We start from the raw sequence: 17,156 nt of genomic DNA, 5'->3' as shown, positions 1-17,156 counted from the left end.
GTCCGCGCGCGGTCGGACGACACGCGCAGGCCGGCGTTGCGCAGCACGTCGAGCGCAGCGGCCGCACCGCCGCGCGCGGAAGCACGCGCGGGAGACTCGGGCGGCGCGGCACGAGACGCGGACTCGACCGGCGCGGCCGGTTCGTCGTTGCGCTGCGCCGCAACGGGCGGCAACGGTTCGTTGCGTGCGATCGCCGGCGCATCGTCAGCCGTCGCCGCTTGCGGTGCGGCGCTCGCCTTCGGCTGCGGCGCCGCTTTGGGTTCGGCCTGCGGGGTTGCCGGCGTCTGCTCGCCGAACGCGGACTCGGATGCCGGCGCGGCGACCGGCTCCGCGGAAGACCGGGCCGTTTCGTCGCCGGACTGTGCGGACATCGGGCGAGCGTCGGGCGCGGCGACCGGCGCGCGCACCGGCTCGGCACGCGCAGCGGAGGCCGGCTTCGCCGCTGCAATCGACGGCGCAGCCGATCCGGCAGCCGCACGGGGCGCCGGCACGGCACGCGGCACCGAAGGCTGACCGCCCGCCCCGCCGCCGACCGCGACGGCAGGCTCGAACGCGAGCATCCGCAGCAGCGTCATCGTGAAACCCGCATATTCGTCCGGTGCGAGCCCGAGTTCCGCCCGCCCGACCGTTGCAATCTGATAGAACAACTGCACCTGTTCGGGGCTCAGCGTATCCGCGAAGCGACGCAGGTCGGCCGCTTCCGGCCATTCGTCGAGCACCGAACCGGGTGCGAACTGCGCCCACGCGATCCGGTGCAGCAGGCTGGCGAGATCCTGCAATGCGGTGGAGAACGACAGGCTGCGCAGCGACATCTCGTCGGCGATCGCGAGGATCTCCGGGCCGCTGCCGGCGGCGAGCGCGTCGAGCAGGCGCACCATATAAGTCTGGTCGAGCGCGCCGAGCATGCCCGACACCGCCGACTCCGTCACCTCGTTCGCCGAATACGCGATCGCCTGGTCGGTGAGCGACAACGCATCGCGCATGCTGCCCTGCGCGGCGCGCGCGAGCAGACGCAGCGCCTGCGGCTCGAACGCGATCCGCTCTTCGCCGAGGATCCGCTCGAGATGCGACACGATGTGCCCGGCCGGCATCTGCTTCAGATTGAACTGCAGGCAGCGCGACAGCACGGTGACGGGGATTTTCTGCGGATCGGTCGTCGCAAGGATGAACTTGACGTGCGGCGGCGGCTCCTCGAGCGTCTTGAGCATCGCGTTGAACGCGTGGTTCGTCAGCATGTGCACTTCGTCGATCATGTAGACCTTGAAGCGCGCATCGACCGGCGCGTACACCGCGCGCTCGAGCAGTGCGGCCATTTCGTCGACGCCGCGGTTGCTCGCCGCGTCCATCTCGACATAGTCGACGAACCGGCCTTCGTCGATCTCCCGACACGCGCGGCATACGCCGCACGGTTGCGACGTCACGCCGGTTTCACAGTTGAGCGCCTTCGCGAAGATCCGCGACAGCGTCGTCTTGCCGACACCGCGGGTGCCGGTAAACAGATACGCGTGGTGAAGACGCCCGCCGTCGAGCGCGTGCGTGAGCGCCCTGACGACGTGCTCCTGGCCGACGAGCGAAGCGAAATCCTTCGGACGCCACTTGCGTGCGAGAACTTGATAGGTCATCGGGAAATTGTATCAGTAACCCCGCGTCGCGCCGACACGCGGCACGATAAGCAAGATCGACGGAATGGAGGAAAACGGAGCGGCACGCAGAAACAAAAAACGCCCAACGAACGGGGCGAGAAGGAAGGTGACGAGCCCGACCCTCGGCACTGGCGGAAAACGGCTGTGGCTGCTTCGTTCCCGACCTGACCAGGTTCACCGGCCCACCATGCGAGGAGGCCCGTCACGTCGCATTCTATCACCGCTTCAGGTTCAATGCGAACGTTTGTTCGCGCCCGAGCGCCGGACCGCGAATCGCCGCGCATCAGCCCGCTTGCCGGCGAGAGCGAAACGCTCTTGTATTTCGCGACGAGACCACCATGTTCGACGCACAACGGTCGAACGTCGCGCCGTACCCCTACTCGCGAAGCGGCTACTATCGGCGCCCGCAGCAGATAGCAATTTAAGCTAATATGACGCCCGAACGACCCGCGAGCCGCGGCATGCAGCGCTCACGCCCTTTCTTTCCGGAGAGCGGAGCTACCTGCCGCAGCGACCGACAGCCCTCGGGCGGCCGGCCGCTGCAACGCGCGAAGCAGGCAGTCCCCGAACCGTAAGAGGTATTGACCCAATGAGCGAACAGATCAAACACATCAGCGACGCATCGTTCGAACAGGACGTCGTCAAGTCCGACAAGCCTGTGCTCGTCGATTTCTGGGCCGAATGGTGCGGTCCGTGCAAGATGATCGCCCCGATCCTCGACGAAGTCGCGAAAGACTACGGCGACAAGCTGCAAATCGCGAAGATCAACGTCGACGACAACCAGGCGACGCCCGCGAAGTTCGGCGTGCGCGGCATCCCGACGCTGATCCTGTTCAAGAACGGCGCGGCTGCCGCGCAGAAAGTCGGCGCGCTGTCGAAGTCGCAGCTGACCGCATTCCTGGATAGCCACCTGTAATACCGGCCGTTCCGCGGACGTGTTGTCAACCGGCAACACGTCCACCGCCAAGCCGTCGATCGGCCGCTCAAGCGCGAATCGGCGTATGCTAGAATCAAAAAACGTCTGAAAGACGCAGTTAAGTCTCTGAGCGCTTCCGCTCGCCCTCCTCCCTTATTTCTTTCGTCGCATCTCCTCCCTGGCGGGTTCTCCGTATGCATTTATCCGAGCTCAAGTCTCTGCACGTGTCCGAACTGATCGAAATGGCCAACGGCCTCGAGATCGAAAACGCGAACCGCCTGCGCAAGCAGGAGCTGATGTTCGCCATTCTCAAAAAGCGCGCCAAGACGGGAGAAACGATCTTCGGCGACGGTACGCTCGAAGTGCTGCCGGACGGCTTCGGCTTCCTGCGCTCGCCGGAAATGTCGTACCTCGCGAGCACCGACGACATCTATATCAGCCCGTCGCAGATCCGCCGCTTCAACCTGCACACCGGCGACACGATCGAAGGCGAAGTCCGTACGCCGAAGGACGGCGAGCGCTACTTCGCGCTCGTGAAGGTCGACAAAGTCAACGGGCAGCCGCCCGAGGCCTCGAAACACAAGATCATGTTCGAGAACCTCACGCCGCTGCACCCGAACAAGCCGCTGTCGCTCGAGCGCGAAATGCGCGGCGAAGAGAACGTCACGGGCCGCATCATCGACATGATCGCGCCGATCGGCAAGGGCCAGCGCGGCCTGCTCGTCGCATCGCCGAAGTCGGGCAAGACCGTGATGCTCCAGCACATCGCGCACGCGATCAAGCAGAACCATCCGGACGTGATCCTGTTCGTGCTGCTGATCGACGAGCGTCCTGAAGAAGTGACCGAAATGCAGCGCTCGGTCGCCGGCGAAGTGATCGCGTCGACGTTCGACGAACCGGCCACGCGCCACGTGCAGGTTGCCGAAATGGTCATCGAGAAGGCCAAGCGCCTCGTCGAAATGAAGCACGACGTCGTGATCCTGCTCGACTCGATCACGCGTCTCGCACGTGCGTACAACACGGTGATTCCGGCGTCGGGCAAGGTGCTGACCGGCGGTGTCGACGCGAATGCGCTGCAGCGCCCGAAGCGCTTCTTCGGCGCGGCGCGCAACATCGAGGAAGGCGGCTCGCTGACGATCATCGGCACCGCGCTGATCGAAACCGGCAGCCGCATGGACGACGTGATCTACGAAGAGTTCAAGGGCACCGGCAACATGGAAGTGCACCTCGAGCGCCGCCTCGCGGAAAAGCGCGTGTATCCGTCGATCAACCTGAACAAGTCCGGCACGCGTCGCGAGGAAATGCTGATCAAGCCGGACATCCTTCAGAAGATCTGGGTGCTGCGCAAGTTCATCCACGACATGGACGAAGTCGAGGCGATGGAATTCCTGCTCGACAAGATCCGCCAGACGAAGAGCAACTCCGAGTTCTTCGACCTGATGCGCCGCGGCGGCTGATCGTCGTCGCTCCGCACCGAAAAACGGCCGCCCGTACATCGCACCGGCGGCCGTTTTTCGGCGCCAACCTGTACGTGAACGTACAGGTTGATCTACAATCGCCGCATCGCCCTTCTTCGCCGAAACTTCGCCATGCCGAATCCGCCGTCCCCCGAGCTGCTGACCGTCAGCGACGCCGCATCGCGGCTCGGCGTCACGCCGCGCACGCTGAAGTACTACGAGGAGCGCGGACTCGTCACGCCGTCGCGCAGCGAAGGCCGCTATCGGCTGTACGACGAGGCCGACCTCGAGCGCTTTTCGCGCATCCTGCGGCTGCGCGCGCTCGGCTTCTCGCTGCACGGAATCGTCGAGATGCTGAAGCGTCCGCTCGAACAAACGGGCGACGGCCGGCGCCGCTACTCGAACGCATCGTTGCGCGAGATCCGCGCGGGCCTCGCCGGACGCATCGATACGCTCGATCGGCGAATCGCGGCCGTCGAGCGCGAACTGAAGGAAGCCGTCGCGCTGCGCAAGGAACTGCAGCACGACCTCGACTACATCGAGCGACGCCTGGCCGGCGAAAGCGCCGACACGCTGATCGCGCAGCGGCGCGCCGAAGCCCGCAAGCCGCGTACGCGCAAGGTCAGCGAATGAACGCGGTGCGCGACCGTTCGCCGTTATGGAGCCGCGCGAACCTGCGCGCGGATCTGTTTCCGTGGGCACTCGCGCTCGTCACCGGCATCGACTATTTCGACAACGCGATCTTCTCGTTCTTCGCGAGCTACATTGCGGGCGGCATCAACGCATCGCCCGACGAGCTCGTATGGTCGTCGAGCGCGTATGCGGTCGCGGCCGTGCTCGGCATCCTGCAGCAGCAATGGTGGGTCGACCGGCTCGGCCATCGCCGCTACGTCGCGGGCTGCATGCTGATGTTCTCGGTCGGCGCGGTCGCGGCCGCGCTCGCCGACACGTCGCTGCAGCTCGCGTTCGCACGCGGCTTCCAGGGCTATTTCATCGGTCCGATGATGGGCGCGTGCCGGATCCTGATCCAGATCAGCTTCAAGCCGCAGCAACGGCCGCCCGCGATACGGGCATTCCTGATCATGATCCTGCTCGGCAGCGCGCTCGCGCCGATCGCCGGCGGGCTGCTGGTCGCGTATTCGACGTGGCGCGCGCTGTTCGCGTGCACGGCGCCCGCCGGCCTCGCGCTCGCGATGCTCGCGTTCGTCACGCTGCCCGATTCCGGCAGGACGACCGACGACGAACGCGGCTCCGGACACTTCTGGCCGTACGTGTTGTTCGCGCTCGCGCAAGGCGCACTGCAGATCGTGCTGCAGCAGGTCCACTATCAGCTGTACAGCGGCTCGCCGATGCTGATCGCGCTGACGATCGCCGGCGTCGTCGCGCTCGCCTGGTTCGCGTATCACCAGTGGCACCATCCGACGCCGCTCGTGCGGCTCCACGCGTTGCGCGAGCGCACGTTCCGGATCGGGCTGCTGCTCTACATGTTCTATTACTACGAGTCGACCGGTTTCAGCTATCTGACCGCCCGCTTGCTCGAAGGCGGGCTCGGCTATCCGGTCGAGAACGCCGGGCGCCTCGTCGGCACGATGTCGCTGATTTCCGGCACCGCGCTGTTCGCGTATCTGCGCTATGCGAAGCGCGTCGCGCACAAGAAGTGGTTCGTCGTGCCGGGCTTTGCGATCGCGGCTGCGGCCGCACTGTGGATGACGCGCATGACGCCGCAGGTCGGCGAGGCCGCGCTCGTCGTTCCGCTGCTGCTGCGCGGGCTGCTGCTGTTGTTCATCGTGCTGCCGGTCGCGAACCTGACGTTCCGGATCTTCGCGATCGACGAATACACGCACGGCTACCGGCTGAAGAACATCGTGCGGCAACTGACGATCTCGTTCGCGACGTCGTCGGTGATCATCGTCGAGCAGCATCGGCTCGCCGTGCACCGGACGCGGCTCGTCGAACGCGCGAACGTGTTCGATCCGCTGTTCGGGCAGACCGTCGACGCGCTCGCGCACGGCTACGCCGCGGCCGGCCATGCGCCGAACGAAGCGCACGCGCTCGCGATCGCGTCGATCGCGCGCATGGTCGCGCAGCAGGCGTCGTTTCTCACGTCGCTGGACGGCTTCGCGTTCCTCGCGGGCGTCGCGCTGGTCGGCGGCCTGTTCGCGGCATGGCAAAAAGAGATCGATTGAGTTAAAAGACAGGCTTTGCATTTCGGTCCGCCGCCTTCATGCTTTCGAAACTGACCCGCTGGCTCGACGAGCGCCGCCGCGACCGCGCGCTGCGCAGCCACCCGATCCCCGACGCGCTGTGGCGCGATACGCTCGAGCGGCTGCCGTTCCTCGACGTGCTGTCGCCCGGCGATCTGGGCCGGCTGCGCGAGCTGACGAGCCTGTTCATCGCGAAGAAATCCTTCTCGACCGCGCACGGGCTCGAGCTGACCGACGCGATGATCGTCGCGATCGCCGTGCAGGCGTGCCTGCCCGTGCTGAATCTCGACCTGTCGCTGTACGACGGCTGGGTCGGCGTCGTCGTGTATCCGGGCGAATTCGTGATCCGCAAGACCGTGCAGGACGAGGACGGCGTCGTGCACGAAGTCGAACAGGACGCGAGCGGCGAAGCGTGGGAAGGCGGTCCGGTGATCCTGTCCTGGGAAGACGCGCAGATGACCGACGGCCACGATGCGTACAACGTCGTGATCCACGAGTTCGCGCACAAGATCGACATGGTGAACGGCGCGGCCGACGGGTATCCGCCCCTTTTTCGCCGCTGGCATGCGCCGCACCTCGATGCGCAGGCGTGGGCCGACGTGTTCGAACACGCGTACGACCAGTTCTGCGCGCGCGTCGATGCGGTGCCGGACCGCGCGTGGGCGCGCTTCGAACGCGAATCGCTGATCGACCCGTACGCGGCCGATCATCCGTCCGAGTTCTTCGCCGTGTGCAGCGAGGCGCTGTTCGTGCGGCCGCGCGCGTTCGAGTCCGAATTTCCGGAGCTGTACCGGCTGCTCGCGCGCTATTACCGGCAGGATCCGGCCGGCACCGGCGCCCTCGACGCGCGCTGAAAATTATTCGTCAACCGTCTGATTTTCTGGCATAATCGCCGTTTTTCGACCTTAGGCAAGTGGCTCGCGCCGGGCTTGACGGCGGCCGAGGCGTGCAAACCGGCACGATTCGGCACGGCAAGCGGCGGGTTGGCTACCGCTCTCACCAAGGAAAATCATGAAACCTGGCATTCATCCGGACTACCGCGAAGTCGTCTTCCAAGACATGTCGAACGGCTTCAAGTTCATCACGCGCTCGACGATCCAGACGCGCGAAACCATCGACCTCGACGGCAAGACGTACCCGCTCGCGAAGATCGAAGTGTCGTCTGAATCGCACTCGTTCTACACGGGTCAGCAAAAGATCATGGACACGGCCGGCCGTGTCGAGAAGTTCAAGAACAAGTTCGGCGCACGCGCCAGCGGCAAGGTCGCGAAGTAAGCTTCGCGACGCATCCGGTGGTTGCAACGCACCGGCACCGCACCAAAGGGCAGCCCAGGCTGCCCTTTTTCGTCTCTGCACGCACCGCAAGCCGTCTGCCGGCACCCGGTCGATCGTCTGACGCGCAACGGCCGGCGCGTCTACAATGCCGGATGCTCGAAACCGGCTCGGCCGCCCGCGCGGCGCGCCGCCTGCCCATAACAAATCGCTCATCTGCATGAAGCCTGTCGTTCGTCTGACCGCCTCCGCCACGCGCGCGCTGCCGCGCTGGCTGCTGCTCACGCTCTGCCTCGTCTACGCGGCGTTCGGCCTGTTCGGCCGCGATCCGTGGAAGAACGAGGACGCGGCCGGCTTCGGCGTGATGTGGACGATGGCGACGGGCGGCTGGCACGACTGGCTGCTGCCGAATCTCGTCGGCAAGTTCATCACGACCGACGGGCCGCTCGGCTACTGGCTCGGCGCGCTCGCGATCCGCGGTCTCGGCCCGTGGGTGGATGCGAGCAACGCGTCGCGCGTCGACACCGGCGTGCTGTTCTGCGTCGCGTGCGCATTCGTCTGGTACGCGGCCTACCTGCTCGGCCGGCGCGCGGAAGTGCAGCCGTTCAAATACGCGTTCGGCGGCGAGCCCGAGCCGCGCGACTACGGCCGCACGCTCGCCGACGGCGCGCTGCTGATCCTCGTCGCGTGCTTCGGCCTCGCCGAGCGCGGCCACGAGACGACGCCGCAGCTCGCGCAGTTCGCATGGATCGCGATGCTCGTGTACGGGATCGTGCGCGGCATCGACAAGCCAATGCAAGGCGCGCTGTGGTGGGGCGCCGCGATCGGCCTCGTCGCGCTGTCCGGCAACCCGGTGCTCGTCGTCGCGCTGCTCGCCGGCACGGCCGCGCTGTGGCTCGTCACGCCGGAGATGCGCAATCTTCGGCTGCCGCTCGTCGGCGTGCCGCTCGCGGCCGCGATCTTCGCGCTGTGGCCGCTCGCCGCGTTCGTCGCGGCGCCCGACGACGCCGCGTGGTTCTTCAACCAGTGGATCCACGGCAGCCTGATGCGCTTCTCCGGGCCGCCGACCGCCGTGCTCGCCTATGCGGCGAAGAACCTGCCGCTCTTCACGTGGCCCGCGTGGCCGCTCGCGATCTGGGCGTGGTGGAGCTGGGCCGGCATGCGCCGCCGCGCGCACGTCGCGATTCCGCTGTCGGTGATCGTGCCGCTCGTCGCGCTGGTGATCCTGCAGAACCAGCAGTCGAACCGCATGTACATGCTGCTGCTGCCGCCGCTCGCGGTGCTCGCGACGTTCGCGCTGCCGACGCTCAAGCGCGGCGCGATCAACGCGATCGACTGGTTTGCGGTATTGAGCTTCACGATCCTCGGCACGTTCGTGTGGCTCGTGTGGCTCGCGTCGCTCACCGGCTTCCCGCATCCGCTCGCGCGCAACCTCGCGCGCCTGCTGCCCGGCTACGAGCCGCATTTCAAGATCCTGTCGTTCGTCTGCGCGGTGATCGTCACCGTGTGCTGGTGTCTGCTCGTGCGCTGGCGGGTGTCGCGGCAGCCGAAGGTGCTGTGGCGCAGCGTCGTGCTGTCGGGCGCCGGCACGACGCTGATGTGGGTGCTGCTGATGACGCTGTGGCTGCCGATCGTCAACTACGGCCGGACCTACCGCGACGTCGCGCAGCAGATCGCCGCGCATCTGCCGGCCGACTACGAATGCATCTCGCCGGTACGGCTCGGCGATGCGCAGATCGCGACGTTCGCGTACTTCGGCGACATGCACTTCGACTTCTCCGGCGACTGCGACGTGATCCTGCGTCAGGACCGCGCCGATTTCGGCGAGCCGAGCGCGATGTCGCAATACGTGTGGCGTCTCGTGTGGGAAGGCCGCCGCGTCGCCGACCGCGACGAGCGCTTCCGGCTGTACGAGCGCATCGAGCGTCCGAAGGCGCCGGTCAAGCGGCCCGCGCCGCGCCGCCGGACGGCCGGATGACGATGTTCGCCGACATCCGCCGGATCGTCGGGCTCGCGTGGCCGGTGCTGGTCGGCCAGCTCGCGATCATTGCATTCGGCGTGATCGACACCGCGATGGTCGGCCGCTATTCGGCAACCGATCTCGCCGCACTCGGGCTCGGCTCGTCGATCTACGTGTCGGTCTATATCGGGATGACGGGCATCCTGTCCGCGCTGCAGCCGATCGCCGGACAGCTGTACGGCGGGCGGCGCTATGCGGAAATCGGCGAGGAAGTCCGCCAGGCGCTGTGGCTCGCGGTGCTGCTGTCGGTGCCCGGCTTCCTGCTGCTGCATTTTCCGGAACCGCTGCTGCGCGTCGCGCACACGCCGCCGACGCTGCACGACCGCACGGTCGACTATCTGCGCATCCTGTCGTACGGGCTGCCCGCGAGCCTCGTGTTCCGCATCTACAACGCGCTGACCAACGCGGCCGGCAAGCCGCGGCTCGCGATGATCCTGCAGATCGGCGCGCTGCTGCTCAAGTTTCCGCTGAACGTGTGGTTCATCTTCGGCGGCGTCGGCGTGCCGGCGCTCGGCGGCCCCGGCTGCGGGCTCGCGAGCACGCTGATCAACTGGGCGCTCGCGCTGATCGGCTTCGCGCTGATCGCGAAGCTCGACGTGTTCGCGCCGCTCGCGATCTTCTCGCGCTTCTGCTGGCCCGTGTGGGCGCGCCAGAAGGCGCTGCTGAAGCTCGGCGTGCCGATGGGGCTGTCGTATCTGATCGAAGTCACGTCGTACACGTGCATGGCACTCTTCATCGCGCAGTTCGGCACGACGACGCTCGCCGGTCACCAGATCGCCGGCAACATCGGCGCCGTGCTGTACATGACGCCGCTGTCGCTCGGCGTGGCCGCATCGACGCTCGTCGCCCGCGCGCTCGGCGCCGGGCATCCCGACGAGGCGCGGCTGCTCGGCCGCCACGGCGTGATGCTCGCGTGCGCGATCGCCGCCGCGTACGGCGTGCTGGTGCTGACGCTGCGCCCGCTGATCGTCGGCGCGTATACGCCGAACCCGGCCGTCGTCGCGGCCGCGATGCCGCTCGTCGCGATCGTCACCTGCTATCACCTCTTCGACGCGCTGCAGATCACGTCCGCGTTCGTGCTGCGCGCGTACAAGGTCGCGGTCGTGCCGACCGTGATCTACGCGGTCGCGCTGTGGGGCGTCGGGCTCGGCGGCGGCTACGTGCTCGGCTTCGACGTCGGCGGCATCGCGCCCGCGGCGCTGACCGGCGCGCGCGGCTTCTGGTTCGCGAATACGGTCAGCCTGATGCTCGCCGGCGCGGGGCTCGCGCTGTACCTGCGCCGCGTGAGCCGCGCGCACCTGCCCGCCGCCGCGTAGCGCCCTGCCCGCTACGTCGCGCTCAGCACGTCGGCCGCGTGATACGACGAGCGCACGAGCGGCCCCGCGACCACTTCCGCAAAACCGAGCGCGAGCCCTTCGGCGCGCCATGCGTCGAACTCGGCCGGGCTCACGTAGCGCCGCACCGGCAGATGATGCGCGGACGGCGCGAGATACTGGCCGAGCGTCAGCACGTCGACGCCGTGCGCGCGCAGATCGCGCATCGTGTCGCGCACCTCGTCGTCGCGCTCGCCGAGGCCGAGCATCAGCCCCGATTTGGTCACGAGCGTCGGCCGCGCGCCCTTCGCGTGCGCGAGCAGCTCGAGCGAGCCGCGATAGTCGGCGCCCGGCCGCGCCGCGCGATACAGCGACGGCACCGTCTCGACGTTGTGGTTGAACACGTCCGGCCACGCAGCTGACAACGCGTCGAGCGCCCGCTCGACGCGGCCGCGGAAATCGGGCGTCAGCACCTCGACGCCGATGCCGGGCACGCTCGCGCGCACGGCCGCGATGCATGCGGCGAAATGCGCGGCGCCGCCGTCGCGCAGATCGTCGCGGTCGACCGACGTGATCACGACGTAGCGCAGCCCGAGCGCCGCGACCGCGTCCGCGAGCCGCGCCGGCTCGTCCGGATCGAGCGGATCGGGACGTCCGTGCGCGACGTCGCAGAACGGACAGCGGCGCGTGCACAGGCCGCCCATGATCATGAACGTCGCGGTGCGCTGCGCGAAGCATTCGCCGATGTTCGGGCACATCGCCTCCTCGCAGACCGAATGCAGCCGATGCGTGCGCAACACGGACGCCATGTCGGCGACCGCCGCGCTCATCATCGGCCGCGCGCGCAGCCACGGCGGCTTCGGCAGCGCCGCGCCGGCGGCCGGCTCGACGCGCACCGGAATGCGCGCGAGCTTGTCGCGGCTTCTCGCGCCCGGCTGGCCGAGTGCCGTGAGGCTGGGTCGTTCCGGCGCGGCGGTCATCGTCAGCCTCCGAGGAACGCGACGATCGCGCGATTCACGTCGGCGGCCGCTTCCATCTGCACCATGTGGCCGCTGCCGGCCATCACCTCGGTGCGCACGCCATCCGGCAGGCCGCGCGCATGCTGCACGGGAATCACCTGATCGCGCTCGCCCCAGATCACGAGCGTGCGCGGCGCGAGCGATGCGAGCCGGTCGCGGAACACGCGCCGCTGCGTCGCGCCGTCGAACGCCGCGTTCGCGATCTTCTCGAGCGCGACCTGCACGCCTTCGAGCCGCTTGTACTTGACCAGATCGTCGACGAGCTGCCGCGTGACGAGCGCGCTGTCCGCGAACAGCGCGCCGAGGTGCGGCTTCAGCGTATTGCGGCTGTTGCCGGCGACGAAGCCGTCGATGTAGTCGCGGTTGATCTCCGCGCCGAGCCCGGCGCTCGCGATCAGCGTCAGCGACGCGACCCGTTCGGGCGCACGCTCGGCCGCCGCCATCGCGACCGCGCCGCCCATCGAATGGCCGATCAGATGCGCGCGATCGACCTGCTGCACGTCGAGCAGCGCGAGCACCGCGTCGGCGAGCTCGTCGAGGCTGCCCGTGTCGACCGCCTTGCCCGACTCGCCGTGACCGGGCAGATCGAGCGCCCACACGGGCCGGTGCGCGGCAAGCTCCGCGTGATTGAACAGCCAGTTGTTCAGATCGCCGCCGAAGCCGTGGATCAGCACCGCCGGCGTGCCGCTGCCGTCGCCGAGCTTCAGGAAGCGCATCGTGCGGCCGCCGATCTGCGCCTTCTCCGGCTGCGGGCCGGCCGCTTCGTCGGACGCCGCGCTCGGCGTGAAATCGCGCTGAAACGCGGCGATTGCCGCGTCGATGTCGGCATCGTTCGTATCGGCGTCGGCCACGACGCCGAGCAGCGCGCCGACCGGCAGCGTATCGCCCTCCTGCGCGATCTGCCGGCGCAGCGTGCCGTCGAACGGACATTCGACGCCCGACGAGATCTTGTCGGTCTCGACGTCGAGCACCTCGTCGCCCTTCGTCACGCGCTCGCCCACCGCCTTCAGCCAGCCGTTGACCTGCCCCTGCTCCATCGACAGCCCCCACTTGGGCATCGTGATCATGTGAATCGACATCGTGTCAGCTCCTCGTCTTCAGTACCGCCTGCGCGATCGCGTCGGCAGACGGGATGTACAGGTCCTCGAGCACGCCTGCGAACGGCGCGGGCGTATGCGGCGCGGTCACGAGCTCGATCGGCGCCTTCAGCGAACGAAACGCGCGGTGCGCGACGAGCGCGGCGATGTCGGTCGCGATCGAGCAGCGCGGATTCGCTTCGTCGACGACCACCACGCGCCCGGTGCGCTCCGCGCTCTCGAGAATCGTTTCCTCGTCGAGCGGCGACGTCGTGCGCAGGTCGATCACGTCGACGTGGATGCCGTCCTTCGCGAGCTTCGCGGCCGCGTCCGTCGCGAGATGCACCATCCGCCCGTACGTGACGATCGTCGCGTCGCCGCCGTCGCGCACGACGTTCGCCTCGCCGAACGGGATCGCGTACGACTCCTCCGGCACGTCGCCTTCGCGCGTGTAGAGCAGCTTGTGTTCGAGGAAGATCACCGGATCGTTGTCGCGGATCGACTGGATCAGCAGCCCCTTCGCGTCGTACGGCGTCGACGGGCACACGACCTTCAGCCCCGGAATGTGCGTGAACAGCGACGTCAGCATCTGCGAATGCTGGGCCGCCGCGCGCAGCCCGGCGCCGTACATCGCGCGGATCACGACGGGCGTCACCGCCTTGCCACCGAACATGTAGCGGAATTTCGCGGCCTGGTTGAATATCTGGTCGAAGCACACGCCCATGAAGTCGACGAACATCAGCTCGGCAACGGGCCGCATCCCGCATGCGGCCGCGCCGACCGCCGCACCGATGTAGCCGCCTTCGGACAGCGGCGTGTCGAGCACGCGGCCCGGAAACTTGTGGAACAGCCCTTTCGTCACGCCGAGCACGCCGCCCCACGCGTCGTCCTCGCCCGGCGCACCGGCGCCGCCCGCATTGTCCTCGCCCATCACGATCACGCTGTCGTCGCGCGCCATCTCCTGCGCGAGCGCCTCGTTGATCGCCTGCGAATAAGTGATCTTCCTTGCCATGTCTGTCTCCTGGAATGTTCGGTTCGCCGTATCGGCCGCCAGCGCGTCACGCGGCGCTCACGGATACGACACGTAGACGTCGGTCAGCAGATCGGCCGCATCGGGCAGCGGCGCGGCCTTCGCCTGCGCGACCGAATCGTCGATCAGCGCCTTCACCTGCGCGTCGACCGCCCTCAGCTCGTCGGTCGTCAGCGCTTCGGCCCGCACGACGCGCGCCTCGAAATGCTTCAGGCAATCCTTCTCGTCGCGCAGCTTCTGCACTTCGCCCGGCGCGCGATAGGTCTGCGCGTCGCCTTCGAAGTGGCCGAAGTAGCGCGAGAACTTGACCTCGACGAGCGTCGGGCCGCCGCCGTTGCGCGCCCGCTCGACCGCCTCGCCGAGCGCTTCGTGCACCGCGAAGAAGTCGAAGCCGTCGACGATCACGCCGGGCATCCCGAAGCCGTTCGCGCGATCGGCGATGTTGTCGGTCGCGACCGACCAGCTCGACGACGTCGCTTCCGCGTAGCCGTTGTTCTCGGCGACGAAGATCGCGGGCAGCCGCCACACCGACGCGAGGTTCATCGATTCGAAGATCACACCCTGGTTCGACGCGCCGTCGCCGAAGAAGCACACGCCGACGCCGCCGGTCTTCCTGTGCTTCGCCGCGAGCGCCGCGCCGCACACGAGCGGGCCGCCGGCGCCGACGATCCCGTTCGCGCCGAGCATTCCCATCGACAGGTCGGCGATGTGCATCGAGCCGCCCTTGCCGTGGCAGACGCCGGTCTTTTTCCCGTAGATCTCGGCCATCATCCCGCGCACGTCGACGCCCTTCGCGATGCAGTGGCCGTGGCCGCGGTGCGTCGTCGCGACGTAGTCGGCGACGCCCAGGTGCATCATCGTGCCGACCGCGGACGCCTCCTCGCCCGCATACAGGTGAACGAAGCCGGGTATCTCGCCGGTCGCGAACTCGACGTGCAGGCGCTCCTCGAATTCGCGGATCGTGCGCATCAGCCGATACGCGTCCAGCAGCTTGTCCCTGCTGAGCTGTGTCGAAACGGACATGTGTGTCTCCTGAGTAGTGTCTGACTGCGAATGCCGCCGCGGCCGCGCCGCAGCGACGGATTGCACGGTGCGGCCGGTGCGTCGCCGGCCGCGGCCGTCAGTGGAACGTGAAGCCGCCGTCGACGTTCACGGCCTGGCCCGTCACGTTGTCCATCGTCGCGAAGAACAGCGCGAGCCGGCCCATGTCCTCCGGCGTCTGCGCGCGGCCCTGCGGAATCAGCGTCAGCTGATGCCGCTGCCACGACGCGTCGATCGACTCGCCGTCCGCCTTCCATTCGTCCGACAGCCGGTCCCACATGTACGTGCGCACGATGCCCGGGCAGATCGCGTTGACCGTCACGCCGTCGCGCGCGACCTCCTTTGCGAGCGCGTTCGTGAAGCCGACGACCGCGAACTTCGATGCGCTGTAGTGCGCGAGATTCGGAAAGCCTTCCTTGCCGGCGATCGACGCGACGTTGATGATCCGGCCGCTGCGCTGCGCCTTCAGATGCGCGAGCGCCGCGCGGCAGCCGAGGAACGTGCCCTTCGCGTTCACGTCCATCACGAAATCCCAGTCGCGCTCGCTCAGCTCGTCGACCGGATGGATGCTGATCACGCCCGCGCAGTTGACGAGGATGTCGAGCCGGCCGAGTTCGGCGAGCGCCTGCGCGACCATCGCGTCGACCTGGACCGCCTGCGTGACGTCGACCTTCGCGACCGCCGCGCGGCGGCCGAGTGCGCGCACTTCGCGCGCGGTCGCGTCGAGCGCGTCGTCGAGCAGATCGGCCAGCAGAATGTCGGCGCCCGCGCCGGCGAGCGTCAGCGCGATGCCGCGGCCGATTCCGCGCGCGCCGCCCGTGACGATGGCGACCTGTCCGTCGAGAGGGGTGGTCATTGGAATGTCTCCTGTGGATGAGGATTGCGATGCGTGCCCGCCGGCACGTTCAGCCGCGCCACGCCGGAACGTCGCGCAGCAGCTGCCGCGACGCGGCGTGGCGCAGCGTGCGGCCGACGTCGAGCGTCAGCGGTCCGTGCCAGTCGAGCGAGATTTCGTAGCGGTCGCCGCGCGCGACTTCGATCTCGCGTTCGCCGTCGAACGCGAGCGTGCCGTGCTCGAACGGAATCGCATGCCATGCGTCCGGCTCGAGACGCTCGCAGCTGCGCATCACGACGCGATCGACGCGGCCCGGCGCGATCGGCGCGACGAGCGGCGTGCCGGCCGCCTTGCCGTCGCCGGCGAAACGCATCGCGAGTCCGTGCGGCGCGCTGCGCGCAAACGGCGCCCACGCGCCGCCGAGCGCGGACAGGCCGATGCCGTCCGGCTCCGCGAACGTCAGATACAGCGTGTCGATGTCGTCGGGCCCCGAGATCGCGCGCGCGCCGATGAAGCGCTGCCGCGCGGCGCATACGTCGACGAGCGCGATCTCCTCGCGCCCCGGCTCGGCGCCGGCCGTGCAGCGCACGACGAGCCGCTTGTTGCGGACGAACGCGACGTCGGCCGGCACCGCGCCGGTCGCCGCCAGCCCGGCCGCGACGCCGGCGACGGTCGCCTCGCGATGTTCGGGAAATGCGTTGTTGGTGCCGGTGGACAGCGCGACGAGCGGCGTCGCGCCGCAATGCGCGGCCACCGCGCGATGCGTGCCGTCGCCGCCGAGCACGACGATCAGCGCGACGTCCATCCGGCGCATGTGCGCGGCGCCCGCATGCGTATCGGCGACGGTGTCGGTGATCGGCAGGTCGACGAATTCGACGTCGGGCCAGCGCTCGTGCGGACACACCACGCGGTGCGTGTCGAGCGCGCGCAGCAGCAGCGTCGCGATGCCCGTCCTGTCGCGCAGCGTCAGCACGCGTTCGACGCCCATCGCGCCGAGCCCGGCCAGCAGGCGCACGACCATGTTCGCCTTCTCGGCCGTCGGAAAAACGGATGCATGCGTCGTCAGGCGGCGAATGTCGCGTCCCGATGCGGGGTTCGCGATCACGCCGACGGTCACGGGCGTCGTCACAGGCTTGTCTCCATCCATCGGGCCGGCGCGTGGGCCGGCCCTGTATCTGTCGTCCGCGGCCATCGTCGGGCCGCGGATCGTCGTCGCCGGCGCGACGGCGCCCGGCTTGCCGCGATATCTGCAAGCGGCGTGCCATCGTGCGTTCGATTGCCGGGAAAGCCGCGCCGAGCGTGGCACAGCGGACAAGCACGCGCGCGCCGT

The 17,156-nt window shown here is 68.2% G+C and carries 15 protein-coding genes and 1 other RNA gene; 8 read left to right on the top strand and 8 right to left on the bottom strand.

Going from position 1 to position 17,156, the window contains the following annotated elements; all coding sequences use genetic code 11:
* Together dnaX and ffs are read right to left on the bottom strand one after the other, a co-directional pair.
* A partial coding sequence (gene dnaX / locus BUB20358_RS09715) for a DNA polymerase III subunit gamma/tau (RefSeq protein WP_174905067.1) occupies nt 1–1,622 on the bottom strand: 1,622 nt, incomplete at its 3' end.
* 126 nt (nt 1,623–1,748) lie between these two features.
* Nucleotides 1,749–1,847, bottom strand: an RNA gene (gene ffs / locus BUB20358_RS09710) — signal recognition particle sRNA small type.
* A gap of 385 nt (nt 1,848–2,232) precedes the next feature.
* Between ffs and trxA the strand changes: the two genes are divergently transcribed.
* The 8 genes from trxA to BUB20358_RS09670 all read left to right on the top strand — a co-directional run bounded on the left by trxA (nt 2,233) and on the right by BUB20358_RS09670 (nt 10,828).
* Nucleotides 2,233–2,559, top strand: a complete 327-nt coding sequence (gene trxA / locus BUB20358_RS09705; protein WP_006402348.1) for a thioredoxin TrxA — start codon at nt 2,233–2,235, stop codon at nt 2,557–2,559.
* A 194-nt stretch (nt 2,560–2,753) separates the two neighbouring features.
* Nucleotides 2,754–4,016, top strand: coding sequence for a transcription termination factor Rho (gene rho, locus BUB20358_RS09700; RefSeq protein ID WP_006402347.1), 1,263 nt, complete (start codon nt 2,754–2,756; stop codon nt 4,014–4,016).
* 132 nt (nt 4,017–4,148) lie between these two features.
* The gene (locus BUB20358_RS09695) at nt 4,149–4,649 is read left to right on the top strand and encodes a MerR family transcriptional regulator (RefSeq protein WP_006764198.1); all 501 of its coding nucleotides are present in this window, start codon (nt 4,149–4,151) and stop codon (nt 4,647–4,649) included.
* A complete protein-coding gene (locus BUB20358_RS09690; protein ID WP_006764197.1) occupies nt 4,646–6,202 on the top strand; it encodes an MFS transporter in 1,557 nt (518 codons plus the stop codon). The genes BUB20358_RS09695 and BUB20358_RS09690 overlap by 4 nt, the downstream gene beginning before the upstream one ends.
* Nucleotides 6,203–6,240: 38 nt before the next feature.
* Entirely contained in the window at nt 6,241–7,074 is an 834-nt protein-coding gene (locus BUB20358_RS09685; protein WP_006764196.1) for a M90 family metallopeptidase, read from the top strand.
* A 157-nt stretch (nt 7,075–7,231) separates the two neighbouring features.
* Nucleotides 7,232–7,495, top strand: a complete 264-nt coding sequence (locus BUB20358_RS09680) for a type B 50S ribosomal protein L31 (RefSeq protein ID WP_006764195.1) — start codon at nt 7,232–7,234, stop codon at nt 7,493–7,495.
* Nucleotides 7,496–7,640: 145 nt separating this feature from the next.
* On the top strand, nt 7,641–9,470 hold the full coding sequence (locus BUB20358_RS09675) for an ArnT family glycosyltransferase (protein WP_105773964.1): 1,830 nt from the start codon (nt 7,641–7,643) through the stop codon (nt 9,468–9,470).
* Nucleotides 9,471–9,472: 2 nt separating this feature from the next.
* Entirely contained in the window at nt 9,473–10,828 is a 1,356-nt protein-coding gene (locus BUB20358_RS09670; protein WP_035973343.1) for an MATE family efflux transporter, read from the top strand.
* A gap of 11 nt (nt 10,829–10,839) precedes the next feature.
* On the opposite strand, the gene lipA is transcribed toward BUB20358_RS09670, so the two are convergent.
* From lipA to BUB20358_RS09640, 6 genes are all read right to left on the bottom strand, one after another.
* Entirely contained in the window at nt 10,840–11,805 is a 966-nt protein-coding gene (gene lipA, locus BUB20358_RS09665) for a lipoyl synthase (protein ID WP_035972277.1), read from the bottom strand.
* A 2-nt stretch (nt 11,806–11,807) separates the two neighbouring features.
* A complete protein-coding gene (locus BUB20358_RS09660; protein ID WP_035972275.1) occupies nt 11,808–12,923 on the bottom strand; it encodes an acetoin dehydrogenase dihydrolipoyllysine-residue acetyltransferase subunit in 1,116 nt (371 codons plus the stop codon).
* Nucleotides 12,924–12,927: 4 nt separating this feature from the next.
* Nucleotides 12,928–13,932 carry an alpha-ketoacid dehydrogenase subunit beta gene (locus BUB20358_RS09655; RefSeq protein ID WP_006764192.1) on the bottom strand — a complete coding sequence of 335 codons (1,005 nt, stop codon included), beginning with the start codon at nt 13,930–13,932 and terminating at the stop codon, nt 12,928–12,930.
* A gap of 57 nt (nt 13,933–13,989) precedes the next feature.
* Entirely contained in the window at nt 13,990–14,973 is a 984-nt protein-coding gene (locus tag BUB20358_RS09650; protein WP_035972273.1) for a thiamine pyrophosphate-dependent dehydrogenase E1 component subunit alpha, read from the bottom strand.
* A 97-nt stretch (nt 14,974–15,070) separates the two neighbouring features.
* On the bottom strand, nt 15,071–15,847 hold the full coding sequence (locus BUB20358_RS09645) for an SDR family NAD(P)-dependent oxidoreductase (protein ID WP_006764190.1): 777 nt from the start codon (nt 15,845–15,847) through the stop codon (nt 15,071–15,073).
* 49 nt (nt 15,848–15,896) lie between these two features.
* Nucleotides 15,897–16,955, bottom strand: coding sequence for an ATP-NAD kinase family protein (locus BUB20358_RS09640; RefSeq protein ID WP_035972269.1), 1,059 nt, complete (start codon nt 16,953–16,955; stop codon nt 15,897–15,899).
* Nucleotides 16,956–17,156: the final 201 nt, after the last annotated feature.

It is taken from the genome of Burkholderia dolosa, from assembly GCF_902499135.1.
GTDB lineage: Bacteria > Pseudomonadota > Gammaproteobacteria > Burkholderiales > Burkholderiaceae > Burkholderia > Burkholderia dolosa.
Note: the sequence above shows the minus strand (reverse complement) of the source record. Positions and strands in the feature narration are given on the sequence as shown.